The 14482-nt window shown below is 70.9% G+C and carries 10 protein-coding genes; 5 read left to right on the top strand and 5 right to left on the bottom strand.

Annotation, left to right across the window (positions count from 1 at the left end):
• On the bottom strand, positions 1–397 hold a 397-nt coding region (locus tag CcI156_RS05390), incomplete at its 3' end, for an isocitrate lyase/phosphoenolpyruvate mutase family protein (protein WP_175637539.1).
• Between the two features lie 1092 nt (positions 398–1489).
• Between CcI156_RS05390 and CcI156_RS05385 the strand changes: the two genes are divergently transcribed.
• The 3 genes from CcI156_RS05385 to CcI156_RS05375 all read left to right on the top strand — a co-directional run bounded on the left by CcI156_RS05385 (position 1490) and on the right by CcI156_RS05375 (position 9797).
• The gene (locus CcI156_RS05385; protein ID WP_076804534.1) at positions 1490–5239 is read left to right on the top strand and encodes a TM0106 family RecB-like putative nuclease; all 3750 of its coding nucleotides are present in this window, start codon (positions 1490–1492) and stop codon (positions 5237–5239) included.
• Between the two features lie 181 nt (positions 5240–5420).
• Positions 5421–6512 carry a LuxR C-terminal-related transcriptional regulator gene (locus CcI156_RS05380; RefSeq protein WP_076804532.1) on the top strand — a complete coding sequence of 364 codons (1092 nt, stop codon included), beginning with the start codon at positions 5421–5423 and terminating at the stop codon, positions 6510–6512.
• 549 nt (positions 6513–7061) lie between these two features.
• Complete coding sequence (locus tag CcI156_RS05375) at positions 7062–9797, top strand: MMPL family transporter (RefSeq protein WP_254847279.1); 2736 nt, start codon at positions 7062–7064, stop codon at positions 9795–9797.
• Positions 9798–9863: 66 nt separating this feature from the next.
• Here CcI156_RS05375 and CcI156_RS05370 read toward each other — a convergent pair whose 3' ends face one another.
• Positions 9864–10325 (bottom strand): ChaB family protein, encoded by a 462-nt coding sequence (locus CcI156_RS05370; RefSeq protein WP_011435977.1) that lies wholly within the window; start codon positions 10323–10325, stop codon positions 9864–9866.
• Positions 10326–10531: 206 nt separating this feature from the next.
• On the opposite strand from CcI156_RS05370, the gene CcI156_RS05365 reads away from it, so the two are divergent.
• Positions 10532–11992: an N-acetylmuramoyl-L-alanine amidase gene (locus CcI156_RS05365; RefSeq protein WP_011435978.1), complete on the top strand. Its 1461-nt coding sequence runs from the start codon at positions 10532–10534 to the stop codon at positions 11990–11992.
• Between the two features lie 50 nt (positions 11993–12042).
• Here the strand turns inward: CcI156_RS05365 and CcI156_RS05360 are convergent, their stop codons facing one another.
• The gene (locus CcI156_RS05360) at positions 12043–12732 is read right to left on the bottom strand and encodes a trans-aconitate 2-methyltransferase (RefSeq protein WP_076804530.1); all 690 of its coding nucleotides are present in this window, start codon (positions 12730–12732) and stop codon (positions 12043–12045) included.
• A gap of 280 nt (positions 12733–13012) precedes the next feature.
• On the opposite strand from CcI156_RS05360, the gene CcI156_RS05355 reads away from it, so the two are divergent.
• Positions 13013–13717, top strand: coding sequence for a FadR/GntR family transcriptional regulator (locus CcI156_RS05355; RefSeq protein WP_011435980.1), 705 nt, complete (start codon positions 13013–13015; stop codon positions 13715–13717).
• Between the two features lie 93 nt (positions 13718–13810).
• On the opposite strand, the gene CcI156_RS05350 is transcribed toward CcI156_RS05355, so the two are convergent.
• On the bottom strand, positions 13811–14056 hold the full coding sequence (locus tag CcI156_RS05350; protein ID WP_011435981.1) for a hypothetical protein: 246 nt from the start codon (positions 14054–14056) through the stop codon (positions 13811–13813).
• A gap of 26 nt (positions 14057–14082) precedes the next feature.
• Positions 14083–14409: a response regulator transcription factor gene (locus CcI156_RS05345; RefSeq protein ID WP_254665400.1), complete on the bottom strand. Its 327-nt coding sequence runs from the start codon at positions 14407–14409 to the stop codon at positions 14083–14085.
• Positions 14410–14482 lie beyond the last annotated feature (73 nt).

Below are 14482 nucleotides of genomic sequence, written 5' to 3'. Positions count from 1 at the left end.
GGGCGATCAAGAAACAGCTGGGCTCCAGCCCGCGGCGCGTGGCGCGGAGGCRTTTCTCCTGTTCTTCCACGCTGGCCAGGTCCCGCTCACCGGGGTACAGGATCGACCACTTGTCCAGCGTGTTGTCCTCGATGCACACCGCGCTCGCGCCGGCCTGGGAGATTGTCCGCGCCGCCAGGTCTACCTTGCGCGGGCCTCCGTACCCGGATTCCATGTCCACAACCACCGGATGACGCGTCGTCCTCGCCACGGTCCGTACCACACTGGCCATCTCGGAGGAATCTATTAGCCCGAGATCGGGAAGGCCCCCCAGCGCGGCGGACACACAGAAACTGCTCACCCAGACGAAGTCGGGGTTGTGCTTGTCGGCCAGCCGTGCGGACGGGCCGTCATACACGCCAACTCCGAGACGTACAGGAGTATCGGWCGAGAACCAGCTGGGTGTCACGTGATTACCTTCCCGGTTTGTGATGTCGAAGAGTTCGACTTTTAACCATTGGAGTGGTATGCGTAGCGCTCCATCGAGCCGCACAGATGAAATCTTCGTTGGGAGCTAGCGGCTGTCCGGTGACCATCACGGCGCCCGCGGCTGCGGGCCCGGCACCCTGCTCGTGACCGACGGTGACATACCGGAGGGTGGCGCCGTCGATCAGCGTTCGGGGCGGGGAAGGGATCGGACCCCTGGGGGTGCCAAAGATGATCTTTTCATTCGTCGACCCCAACGAACCGACCACCGACCGCGCTCCGGTCATCTTCTTGATCCTTTTTCTCCGGTCGGTGAGATCATGAAGATCCGAAGTGAGCTCCCGAGGCATATCGTCAACCATCATGTTTACGTACGCTACTCCCGGATTGGTGTCGATGCGCGTCGCGCGTCGCCTGGGGGCGTGTGACGTAAATCTCCCTAACTGGGTKCCAAGCCCTTTTATCGATCTTGATCTCAGCTAGCTTGCTGGGAATTTTGGGGCATTTGAAGCTTTTGCGTAGCAATCATGTACGGTTCGCAATCGTKATGTCATCCTTGGTTAGGTTGCATGGGCTCTGGTCCGTGAGGAGGCGGAGTCCCAGGATTCCCGATCCTTATGATCTTAACAATCGATCGGTTGAAGATTGTGCTGTCGCTGGACGAGCACTGTGTCCCGCTCCGTCCACGCTGGTACATGCGTGGCTCACCGCTCGCGACCGTGCGGTGTGCCGGGCAGTTCTCGCCTGCTCGTGGTTACGGGTCCACGTGTAGAGCCGGGCACGGGCCCGGCGGCCGACCGCACGCCCCAGCCGATGGCCGTCGTCACCTCGGTGTCCCGCGCGACGGACAGGGCGCGTACCCAACGCCCGGCTGGTGTCGCCRCCCTCACCGGCCACCTTCAGTCCTTCGGGGCACGCCCGGCCGGGTTGGTCCGGACCGTGAACCCGGATCGGGAGAGGATTGGCACGGGACCGAACGGGATGGCCCGGATGGAAACGGGATGGCCCAGATGGGGATGGTGTCGTGCACAGGTTCGAGGACCGCTGGGTGGTTTCCGCCAGTGATCTTGTCGACGTCGTCGAGTGTGGGCATCGCGTCGGGCTTGCGCACGCGCTCGCCGCCGGGCTGGTGACCGGGGAGACGTCGGAGAACGGGCCGCGCCGGATCGACCGGGTGCGCCTGACCCCCGCGGACACCACTGCCGTGCGGCACGGCGAGGCGCACGAACGACGCTGKCTGGAGCATCTGCGCCGGTGTTTTGGCGCGGACGGGGTCGTGGCGATCGAGCGGCCCGCCCCCACGCTCGCCGCCCTGGCCCAGGCCCACGAGCGGACCCGCCAGGCGTTGGCCGCCGGGGTTCCCGTCGTCTACCAGGGGGCGCTGTTCGACGGCGCGTTCCAGGGGCGCCCCGACTTCCTCATCGCGGCGCATCTCGACCCGGTCGCCGGCGCATCGACCGGGCCCGCGGTCGCGGGCCGTTACGAGCCCTACGACGCCAAGCTCGCCCGGCACGCCAGTCCGGGAGCCGTGCTGCAGCTCGCCGCCTACGCGGCGGCCTTACCGTCGGTGGGCGTACCCGTTCCGCGGTTCATGCATCTGCTGCATCCCGCGCAGCGGGCCACCGCTCCAGAGCCAGAGCCAGAGCCAGAGCCCGCGCTCGGGGTCGGGGTCGGGGTCGGGGTCGTGCGCACGTTCCGGGTCGACGATGTCGTGCCGATGGTCGGGCACGCGCGCAGCCGTCTCGCCGATCGGCTGGCGGCTGCCCCCGCGGTTCCCGAACCGTCCTGGGCCGAGCCCCGGTCGGCCTGCGCCACCTGCGCGTTCAGCGCGCACTGCGCGCGCGGCCGGGCGGAGGCCCGCGACCTGTCGCTGGTCGCCGGGCTGCGCGGCGACCAGCGACAGGTGCTGCGCGCGGCCGGCATCACCGCGGTGGAGGAGCTCGCCGCGGCCCGCGACGACCAGCGGCCCGCGACGATGTCCCCGGCGACGTTCGCGGGACTGCGTCTTCAGGCGGAACTGCAGGCCGGGCAGGATGCGACGCGTACCGCGGACGACCCGGTCGGGACGGTGACCGTCCGGATGACCGGCCCGGAGGGTCTCGCGGCCCTTCCGGTGCCCGATCCCGGTGACATCTACTTCGATATGGAGGGCGATCCGTACGCGCTGGACGCCGCCGGTCTGGAGTACCTGTTCGGCGCGGTCACCCTCGCGGACGGCGAGCTCTTCCGGGCGTTCTGGGCACACGATCGGGCGGGGGAGCGGCAGGCGTTCGAGCGTTTCGTCGACTGGGCGACGGAGCGGTTGCGCGCGCACCCCGGCGCGCACATCTACCATTACGCGCCCTACGAGCCGAACGCGTTGCGCCGGCTGGCCGCGCGACACGGCACGCGGGAACGGCAGGTAGACGATCTGCTCGCCGGGCACCGGCTGGTGGATCTCTACGCCGTGGTCCGGCGCAGCCTGCGGATCTCCCAGCCGTCCTACTCGATCAAATACCTCGAACCGCTGTTCCTGCCCGGTGCCCGACAGGCCGAGGTGAAGAACGCCACCGACAGCATCGTGGCGTACGAGAGCTTCCTGGCACACCGCGCCGCCGGGGAGCTCGCCGCGGCCGACCGCGTCCTCGCTCAGATCGCCGACTACAACCGGATCGACTGCGTGTCGACCCACCGACTGCACCGCTGGCTACTGGGCCTGCGGGGGGCCGACGGCGGCACGCCGCGGATCGACACCGCTGCCGCCGTTGACACCGCTGCCGCCGTTGACACCGCTGCCGACGCCGCCGACGACGCGCTCGTCGACGCCGCCGACGACGCGCTCGTCGACACCCTCGTCGCGGGCCTTCCCGACGATCCGGCCGACTGGACGGGAGACGAGCGGGCGCGCGCCCTGCTCGCCGCGGCCGTCGGATACCACCGGCGTGAGAACAAGCCCGCCTGGTGGTCGTACTTCGCGGCGCTGACCGCCGATCGCGCCACGCTGGAATCGGCCGACGACTGCGCGGTCCCGGTGAGCTGGACCGTTGTCGAGGACTGGGTCGAACCGGCCGGGCGACGGCGGCGGAGTCGTCGACTGCTGCAGGCCCGCGTCGATCCGGACCGTCCGCATCCCTTCGACCGCGGCGAGGCGGTGCGGCTGCTCTACCCGGGACCGCCCGGGGCCGAGGGCGCCACCACCGACGCGGTCGTCGAGCGAGCCGAGCCGCACACGCTGCTGCTGCGGGAGAGCGTCGCCCCCGACGGCGTGGCCCGCAGGCCGCCCCTCGCCGTGCTGCCCGGATCGCCGGTGCGTCCGGAACCCAAGCCGGCGGCGATCCGCGGCCTCGCCCGCCGGACCGCCGACGCCCTGCCGGACCTGCCCGCGGACCCCGCGTTGGACCTGCTGCGACGTCGCCCCCCGCGGCTGGTCGGCCGGGACGACCTGCCGGCGCCCGGCGAGCACGACGGAGACCAGATCGCCGCCGTGCTCGCCGCGGTGAGCATGCTCGACGGCTCCTACCTGGCCGTGCAGGGGCCGCCGGGGGCGGGCAAGACCTACCTCGCCGGCAGGCTCATCCGCCATCTCGTCGAGCAGGGGCGCACGGTCGGGGTCTGCTCGACCAGTCACAAGGCGATCGAGAACGCGATGCTCGCCGCGACCGGCCAGCCGCCGGCGGACCCGAAGCCCGCGGATACCCGGGCCGCGGACGCCCGGGCCGCGGACGCCCGGGCCGCGGACGCCGTGCCCGCCTGGCGCCCCGCGGTGCCCGCCGCGAAGAAACAGCGGTCCGGGGCGAGGCCGGCTTCGGCGGCTTCGGGCATGTTCCCGCCCTGGGATGGTCCGCGGGATCTGCGGGCACTCGCGGCGTGGCGCCGGGAGCACCCCGAGGGCCACCTGGTCGGGGACACCGCCTGGGCGTTCGCGAACCCGGTGCTGCGTGGTGACCCCTTCGACGTTCTGATCATCGACGAGGCGGGGCAGTTCGCGCTCGCRGACACCCTCGCGGTGGCTGGCGCGGCCCGCAACCTCGTGCTCCTCGGCGATCCGCAGCAACTGCCGCAGGTGGTGGCCGGCATCCATCCGGACGGCGCGGACGCATCGGCGCTGTCGCATCTGCTCGGCGACGCCGAGGTGATCCCGCCCGAGTTCGGCTACTTCCTCGACCGGACCCGCCGGCTGCACCCGGCCGTGTGCGCGCCGGTGTCGGCGCTGGCGTACCGGGGGCTGCTGCACGCGCATCCGGTGGCCGGGACGCGCGCCGTGGCGGGTGTGCCGGCCGGGCTGTACCTGCACGACGTCGAGCATCACGACAACGGCACCCGGTCGGACGAGGAGGTGGCCGTGATCCGTGACATCGTTCGCCACCTGCTCGGTCGTACCCTCGTCGACGGCGGGCCCCCGCGCCCGCTCCTCGGCAGTGACCTGCTCGTCGTCGCCCCCTACAACCGGCAGGTGCGGGCGGTCGAGCACGCGCTGGGCAAGGCGGGCCTGCCCGGGGTGCGGGTCGGGACGGTGGACCGTTTCCAGGGCCAGGAGGCAGCCGTCGTCATCACCTCGCTCACCACGTCCAGCTCGGCCCAGGCGCCGCGGGGGCTGGACTTCCTGCTCTCCCGCAACCGGCTCAACGTCGCGATCTCCMGGGCCCAGGTGGCGGCGGCGCTGGTCATGTCACCGGCGCTGCTCGACAGCTCTCCCCGTTCGGTCGCCGAACTTCAGCTCCTCGCCGGGTTAGCCCGGCTGCGTGTCATGGCCCGAACGGACCTGCTCGCCGTGCGCTCCCCGATACATTCCTGACACTTTCCTGGTACGTTGCCGGAACCTGGTGGGTGGTGGCGATGAAGCCACGGAGTCCACTACGCGCCCGCGGCCCCCGACTCTCATGCAGATATGTAAAGTCCGTTTCGTCGGTATTTGTTTGTGCTTATTGTAAAGCCGGTGCTAGGATTCGCGACGTCTGGGCAGGTTGGGGAAGGGGATGCTCATGACTCTTACACTGGCTATTCCTAGCCGTATGCAAACTGTTCTGCCTCGGGCGCTCGTGCGCCTGCGGGCCTCATCGGGTGCACACATTACTTTCGGGGGAATGGTCGCACTCCATTCCCGCACCCTGACCATCACCAACGTGGACGGGCCGGGGCCGGCCGGGCTGATCGGTGTCGAGATCCCGTCCGGGATGGGCATCGGTGGTCAGGTCGTCAAGCATTGCCGGCCGGTCGTCATCAACGATCGAGCTGCCGCGCGAAGAGCGCTGCGATCCACCGCCGCGGAGATCGACGACACCGGTCTCGGTGCGATCATGGCGGTGCCGGTGTGCGAGGACGGCGCGGTGGCCGCGGTACTGTACGCCGCTGTCGAACCGGATCTGTCATTCGATGAGTCGGCTATTCACGCGGCCATGGCGGTGGCCCGGTTGATGGAGCGCGAACTCGGTCTCGTCAGTGGGGGGCCGCGGTCGAGAGTGCCGTCGGTACCGGTCCAGGGGCGGGTACCGGTCCAGGGGCGGGTGCCGGTCGAGGGGCGGGTGCCGGTCGAGGGGCGGGTGCCCGTTCAGGGCGGGGTGCCGGTCGAGGGGCGGGTGCCCGTTCAGGGSGGGGTGCCGGTCCAGGGGCGGGTGCCGGTCCAGGGGCGGGTGCCCGTTCAGGGCGGGGTGCCGGTCGAGGGGCGGGTGCAGGTGCCGATCCAGGGCGGGGTGCCGGGGGCCGTCCCGTTTCCGCGGATGCCGGGTCTGCCCCGGGAGAGCCTGCGGCTGGCCTATCGGGAGCTTCAGGAGGTCACCGAGCATGTCGCCGATCCGTTTCTGCGTGGTCGCATCGGCGGGGTGTCCGAGCTGCTGCGCGGGCTGCTCGCCGAGGAAACGAAGACGGTCGGACGGCTGACGCTGACCCCGCGCGAGTTGGAGGTGCTTGCCCAGGTCTCGTTGGGATTGTCCAACGTCGAGACGGCCCGCCGGCTGACGGTCTCGCCCGAGACGGTGAAGGCGTACCTGCGCAGCATCATGCGCAAGCTCGGTGTCCGTAACCGGACGGCCGCGGTACACGCCGCGCGCCAGATGGGAATGCTGCCCTGATCTCAGGGGTCCGCACCGGACCCCTGCCGGGGGTGTGGCCGTGGCTGCCGGTCTGGCAGTCACGGCCATTCGACCCCGCCGTATATTCCCGGCGCCGGTGTACGAGGATCTCGACCGCGGGTCGATGTGGCCTGCCATCGGTGCCATAGCGGCGTTTTCACGTTGTGCGGGCAGGCGTGGCGGGGCCGCCCGGCCGGCGAGCCGAGGCTCAGGCTGGACCTGAGGCATTGCCCTACTACCTTTGGGATTGTTCCCGGCATTCCCGCCCACTCCTCCTACGCCGCGGCGGCAGCCTATCCTCGAAGATTCTTCCAGTTGCCCTGCTTTCGGCGGCCGAATATCGATCGTGGCCGGGTTCCCGCTACACTTCTGCCTCCGGGCGAGGGTAGTTCGGAACCGGGACCCCAGGCGGGTCTACTTTCGAGGCGGAAGCTCGGGACTTCCTCGCAGTGCTCCATGCGGTGCTCCATGCCCGGACGTGTGGTCGCTGGCGGCCACCGTCCGGCCGTTACGAGATCCATCGGCACGGGAGATCCTCGAAGGAGCGTCATGCCGTCGTTCGCTGATCCGGCGCAGCAGCGCGAATCCCGACCCGATCGGGTGACGTATGCCGCGTTGTCGCACGGACGGGACGAGGGGTCGCACGGACGGGACGAGGGGTCGCACGGACGGGACGAGGGGTCGCACGGACGGGACGAGGGCTGGGCCGACCGCGGCCCCGCGTCGGCGGGCTCCACCGGCGCACCACCCCGTTCGCTGTTCACGATGGTGGCTGACGCGGCCGTCGTGTACCGGGGAAGGGTACTCGCCGCCGCCTGCCTGCTGGTGGTCGTGCTGCTGCCGTGGAATGCCGGAATCTACGACCAGCTCGCCACCGGTGGTTTCTACGCACCGGGCGATCCGTCGACGCGGGCTGAGCGGCTGCTCGACGAGGAGTTCCCGGACGCGCCCCCCGACGTCGCCATCATGCTGACGTCGGCCCCGGGTATCGACGGGCCGATCGCCGCCCGCCTGGGCCGGGAGCTCACCGGGCGGATCGCCGCGGAGCCGGGGGTGACCTCGGTGCTGTCGTACTGGCCGGGCGGGCCCAACGAGGCGAGCCCGCTGCTGCGTGCGAAGGACGGCCGGTCGGCCCTGATCGTGTTCCGGCTCACCGGTTCCGAGGACCGCATCCAGCACCGCCTGAACGCCCTGCACGACCGGTACGCCCACGATGGTCCGGGGGTCCAGGTCCGGTTCGGCGGGGCGCCCGCGGTCATGCGTGATGTGACCGAGCGCAGCCGTGTCGACCTGGCGCACGGTGAGCAGATCTCCGCTCCGCTGGTGTTCCTCGTGCTGCTCTACGCCTTCGGCACGGTCCTGGCCGCCCTGCTTCCGGTCCTGGTCGGCGTGGTGTCGGTGGTGTCGAGTCTCGCGCTGCTGCGGCTGGCGGCCACGCTCACCGACGTGTCGGTCTTCTCGGTGAACCTGACGACTGCCCTCGGATTCGGTCTCGCAGTCGATTACAKCCTGTTCATCTTGCGACGTTTTCGGGACGAACGGGACCGCGGGCTGCTCCCGGCGGCGGCGCTGCGCCGGACGCTGGAGACCGCCGGGCGCACGGTGTTCTTCTCCGGGGTGACGGTGGCGCTGTCCCTGACGGCCGCGCTGGTCTTCCCGATCTATTACCTGCGTTCGTTCGCCTTCGCCGGCATCATCGTCGTCGTCGCATCGGAGGTGGCCGCACTGCTCGTGCTGCCCGCGGCGCTGATGGTGCTCGGTGACCGCATCGAGCGCGGCAACGTCCGGCTGGCGTTGTCGCGCCTGAGACGCTCGGGGTCACGCCCCTCGGGTCGCCGGCGGTCCGGTGGCCACCGCGTGGGGGCCTCGGCGGCTGGCCGCGGCTGGTCGGCGCTGGCGCGGCGGGTCATGCGCCACCCGGTGTTCTTCGGTGGGGTCGCGATCTTCGTGTTGGTGCTGTGTGCCGCCCCGCTGCGCCACCTCGACCTCGCGCTGGCCGACGACACGGTCCTGCCGGCGACCGCGGAGGCTCACGTCGTCAACGACGCGATGCGGGAGGACTTCGTCGTCTGCCTGTCCTGCCAGATTCCGATCGTGGTGCCCGGAGTGGACGCGCGGGACCCGGGGAGCGCCGAGAAGCTGACCGACTACGCGACCCGCCTGTCCGCGCTGCCGGGCGTTGCCCGCATCGACACCGTCACCGGCAGCTTCCTGCGGGGCGAGCGGGTCGGTGTGGTGCCGAAGACTGCGATGAGGTACGTCGGAACGCACCGCGGCGCCTGGCTGTCGGTGTGGCAGACCGACAGGTCTCCGCTGTCCGAGTCGGCGAAGGACCTGGTGCGGAGGCTGCGGGCGGCACCGGCGCCGTTCGGCGTCCTCATCGGCGGACTCGCGCCGCACTTCCTCGACACCTCGCATTCCATCAAGCGGAGTCTGCCGCCGGCCTTCGCCGTCGTGATGACGGCGACCTTCATCCTGCTGTTCCTGTTCACCGGCAGCGTGCTCCTTCCGCTGAAGGCGATGTTCCTCAACACGCTGAACCTCGCTGCCACCGTCGGGCTGCTGGCGTTCGTCTTTCAGGACGGACACCTGACCGGTCTGGTCGGCGACTTCCAGGTGTCGGGCACGCTGGAGATGACCAGCCCGGTCCTGATGTTCTTCATCGCGTTCGGGCTCAGCATGGACTACGAGATCTTCCTGCTCGCCCGCATCCGCGAGGAGTACCTGCGGACGGGAGACAACCGCGATTCCGTCGCCCGTGGGCTGKGGACGACCGGTCCACTGATCACGAGTGTGGCGCTCGCTCTCATCGTGGTCATGGTTGCGCTGTCCGCGTCGGACATCAGCATGATCAAATTGGTGGGTATCGGGCTGACCGTGTCGATCGTGCTCGAYGTGACCCTCGTTCGAGCGATMCTCGTCCCGGCGTTCATGGCCCTGGCGGGCGACTACAACTGGTGGGCTCCCGAGCCGCTGCGCCGTCTGCACGCGCGGTTCAGCCTGCGGGAGGGCGGCGACGAAGCGGCCTCGCACGCGGGGGACCCGGGGCCCGGGGGACCCCCCGACCCCGGGGGACACTCCGACCCCGGCAACCGCATGACGACGAAGATCATTTATCGGCGGGGGCGGGGAGAACCTACCCGAGGGGCCCGGCCGCCGGTCGGGCCGGCCCCGACCTGGCACTACTACCTGCGCCCGCGGCGGCGCGCGGACGGTGGGCCCTTACCGGCCATGATGGGTATCCGGGGTTTCGCACTCGACGACATCCGCGTCGAAAGCGCATAGGTAGTACGCATTAGGTAGTAAACGCCAATCTCGGCCTTGGCCGGTAGCCTCGGGAGCTGACGACTCCTACCCGCCGCCGCGGGCTTGCGCGGTCCGCCTGCGGTTGGCCTTCTTGATCGCATCGACGAGATCGTCCCTCGACATCGTCGAGCGGCCGGGGATGTCGAGCTCACGGGCGAGCGCGCGCAGGTGTGTCAGCGAGGCGTTCGCGTCCACGCCCTCGGCGGTCGGCCCGCTGTGCCGGGAGGCGGGCGTCGGCTTGGCGGCCTGATCGTCGGAGGGACCGGGCCGACTCTTCGGCCGCCAACGGTCCCCCACCTTCTCGTGGGTGTGCTTGAGCGCGGCAAAGGCCGCACGGTGGGCACGCGCACCCTCACCGTAGGTTTCCACCGCCGAGTCGTGGGTCTTCTTCCAGGTGCGGATGGCCTGATCGTCGGAGCGGGTGATGGTGGACGGAACGTCGTCCCGCATCTCGTCGGCCTGCGCCTTCTTGTCGGTCTTGTCGGTCCGCGGCTTCTTCCCGACCATGGCACTCCTCCTCCCGAACGGATGCTCAGGTCCTCCCGAGCGGATGCTTATGGACCTTCCCTCGATGCCGGGACGTATTCCCGTCCCCGTTGCCGCCGGGTAGCTCGTGGCCCGTGGTGGATCTCTTGGCGCCTTGATGCAAAGAGTGAGGCATCGGCTACCGTAGCGTGCCAATGTCTCGACCATGACGACCCGAAGGACGCCTCATGTCCCATGCCGCTGACCCGTTTCGTCGGCGTCGCCGTGAGCCCGGTCTGTCCCGGCGCGGAATTCTCGGTCTCGCCGGTGCCGGTCTGGGTGGAGGGGCGGAGGCGCTGCTCGCCGCCGCGCCGAGCAGCGCGTCCGCTGGCCCGGCCGGGCCAGCGGACGCGGGGGCCCGACCCGGTGCGGAAGCGCGGGCCCTCTCGGCGCCGGGGACGCGTGTCGTGCTCGTGCCCCGGACCCTGGCCGCCGTGACGAGGGGAGCGGGGCCCGCGACGTCGGATTTCGACATCGGTTACGTGGCGGTCCGATGGACACGTGACGGGAACGATCGCGCGGCGGATGGCAGGGCCGGTTCCGGGGGTGCCGGCACGGGGACCGCCGGGACCGCCGATGCCGGCGGTGCCGTTTCTCGGGGCGCCGAGATCCGGCTGCGCCAGCCGGGGGGTGGGTTCGACGCATGGCGGCCGCTGGCGGTCGGCTGTCCGGCKGAGCGGGACGATTCGCCGGCCGGGGGGAGGAGCGCCGCCGTGCTGGTCGCCGCGCACCGCGCGACCGGCTACGAACTGTGGTTGCCACCCGGCGCGACGTCCGTGACGTCCACCGCCCTGAACACGACGTCGGGGCCGTTGCAGCGGTTGACGGCCCCCATTGTGTCCGCCTATGCCGCCCTTTCCGCGATCTCGGCTTCCCGCGCCGCCCTTTCCGCGCCTTCGGCTTCCCGCGCCGCCTGGTCGCCGGGGCTCTTCGCCGCGCCCAGGTCGTCGCCGCCGCCCCGGGTCGCGACCGCGTCCGGGGTGTCGGCGGTCCCCGCCGCGCCGGTCGCCCCCGTCCGGCTGCCGGCGACGCTTGACCTGCGCTACCTGCCCCGGGCCGCGTGGGGCGCGGACGAGTCGCTACGGCTGTCCCCCTCGTCCGGCAGCGGTTGGAAACCGACGTACCACCCGGGCCAGGTGGTCACGGTTCATCACACGGTGACGCCCAACGACGATCCGAACCCCGCCGCCACCGTGCGGGCGATCTACCACTTCCACACGGTCGAGCGGGGATGGTCGGACATCGGGTACCACCTCCTCATCGACGAGGCGGGCACGCTCTACGAGGGCCGGTGGTCGGGAACGGACAGCGTTCCCGGCCACCGGGAGGACGGCTACGTGGTGACGGGCGCGCATGTGGCGGACTTCAACGCCGGCAACGTCGGCGTCGCGCTGCTCGGTGACCTGCGGACGCGCATCCCCACCGCCGCCGCCCGWCGCACGCTCGTCCTGGTGCTGCTCGCGTTGACCGGAGCGCATCATCTCGACCCGCTCGGCACCGTCCACTACGTCAATCCGGTGAGTGGCAGGCGTCGTACCGTCCCGGCCGTCAGCGGGCACCGCGACTGGATGGCCACCGAATGTCCGGGCGGCACGGCCTACACCGCCCTGGCAGGTGTGCGGACGGACGTCGCCCGGCAGCTGATGTGAGGCTCACCGGCTGGTGCCCCGCCGGGCGACGGGGTGGGCCGTGGACGGATTCAGGGGCGCCAGCCGGCATAGACCGCGAACCTGCCGTGCTTGACGACGCAGTCGACCGGCGCGAATCCGGCGTCGGCCAGCCAGTCGAGCTGGTCGGCGAGCGGCGCGCACCGATCGAAGGACATCCGCCGCAACGCGGCCTCCCACTCGGCGTCGTCCGAACCCGCCGCCCGGGCCTGCCGTTCGTGCATGTCCTCGTACTGCCGGGTCAGGGCGGCGGTTGGGCCGTTGACCTGCTCGAGGTTGACGAACAGCCCACCCGGCCGCAGGACGTCGCGCACCCGGCGGAACAGGTCGCGCTTGCCGGGGTCGTCGAGGTGGTGGATGGCCAGCGCCGAGACGACCGCGTTGAACGGGCCGGGAGGCAGGGCGGATGCGAGGTCCGCGACGGTGACGGCCTCGACCGGGCCGCCGGAYAGCCGCGCCTGGGCCTTGGCCAGCATCGGCGCGGCGCGGTCGAACAGGTGCAACCGGACGTCGGGGACGGCCGCGACGACCGCGGCGGCCAGCAGACCGGTGCCCGCGCCGAGGTCGAGCACCGCCGGTCGGGYGCCACCCTGGCGTGCCACCAGGTCGCCGACCGATCCGTACAGCAGGTCGAAGGAGGGGACGAGCCGGCGGCGCTCCCCGTCGTAGGTCCCGGGATCCCAGCTGGGTGTCTCATAATATGAGATAGGCATCTCATTCATTGAACAATCATACGATCGGGCCCGGCCGCGCAGCACCGCTTCCGGCGGGTCCGCACATCGTGCGTCACCCCGCAGGTCCGCCCCGTACTCCGCCCCTTGGGCCTCGTGGCGCCCTGTACGCCGGCGTTCGCTCCCGCTCGTCCCGCTGTCGGCGTCGMTCTCGCCGACGGTGTTGCCTTCGGTACCTGAAACTCACAGGTACCTGAAAGTATGATGTTGTTCGCGTCATGTCTCGGGAGGCGTCACGTTCGGGWGGAGGGACGCTCGGGAGGAGGGACGCATGAAACGGGTGGCCGCGGTGAGCACAGCGACGGCGGTCGCCCATGTCCTGCGGGAGGAGATTCTCAGCCGGCAGGACGGCGACCTGTACCTTGGCCAGGAGAACGAGCTGCTGGCCCGGCTCGGCGTCAGCCGGCCGTCGCTGCGTCAGGCGGTGCGGCTGTTGCAGGCCGAGGGGATCCTCACCGTCCGCCGGGGTCATCACGGCGGTCTGTACGGACAGCGGCCGGACGCGGCCGGGGTCGCCCACATGGCGTCGGTCTTCCTGCGCACCCGTCGGGCCTCGTTCGCCGACCTCAGCGCGACCCACGCCCTCATCACCACAGAGTGCGCCCGGCTCGCCGCGCTCAATCCGGATCCGGCCGAGCGGGGTCGGCTGCTGACCTTCGTTGACGCCGACGCCGGTGGGGACGCCCGCGACCACGCCCGGGCCCGGGCGCAGTGGGGCGTGCTGCTCGCCGAGATCGCCCGCAGCCCCACCCTTCAGCTCTTCGAGGACGTGCTCGGTTCGCTGTCGCGGTATCCGACCTCGCGGCCGTTCCTGCTCGACCCCGACAGCGTCGCCCTGGCCTGGGAGCAGTGTCGGTGGATCGCGGAGGCGGTGCGGGACGGCGATGCCGACACCGCCGCCATGCTGTGCCGCGAGCACGAGGACGCGATGGCCCGCTACCTCCGCGACCAGCCGGATGATCTCCTCGGCTGGTGAGCCGTCCGGCCGGGTCCATGCCGCCACCCTCGCGCATCGTCTGCCCGGCGATAGTGGCCGGCTGGCCGGGCGCGCGGGGTGGGGCCCCGTGCCTCAGACCGTGAACGTCCTGGTGATGGCCTGCTCGGTCTGCTGGAACGAGCCGTTGGAGTCGTGCACCGCCGTCTTGAGCGCCAGGATGTCCTCGGTCAGCTCGCCGGCCGCCGTCGACCACGTGGTCCGCAGCGGGGCGTACGCCTGCTGCTCCGTGCTGCGCCAGCTCAACGCCGCCGACCTGACGGCGGCGTTGGGGTGTCCGTAGGCGGATGAGCCGCGGGCCCCGGCGCCGCCGGGGTCCACGGGCCGCCTCGGTCCACGGGTCGGGTTCAGTCCAGCAGGCCGCTCTGCCGGGCGGCGTGCACGGCTGCCGTACGGTTACGGACCCCCATCTTGCGCATGATGCTGCGCATGTAGGTCTTCACGGTCTCGGCGCGGATCGTGAGGTGCTCCGCCGCCTCGACGTTGGAGCAGCCGGTGGCCACGAGGGTCAGCACCTCCATCTCCCGCAGGGTGAGGCGGAAGGGCGGCGGCTTCGGCGGGCCGGGCGTGACGACCGGTTCGTTGCGCAGCAGGGAGTAGATGTGCAGGATCTGCCGCCGGAGATGGGGGGCCGTCATCTGGGCGCTCAGCTCCAGTAGCTCGATCTGGGCCAAACGGACCCGCTCCCGCTGCGTGCGAGAGTCGGGCGGCTGTCCATCGGCGACGAATGGTCCCGGTGCGTGGTCA

It is taken from the genome of Frankia sp. CcI156, from assembly GCF_001983015.1.
Taxonomy (GTDB): Bacteria; Actinomycetota; Actinomycetes; order Frankiales; family Frankiaceae; genus Frankia; species Frankia casuarinae.
The sequence above is the reverse complement of the archived record's forward strand: the minus strand, read 5'-3'. Positions and strand labels throughout refer to the sequence as shown.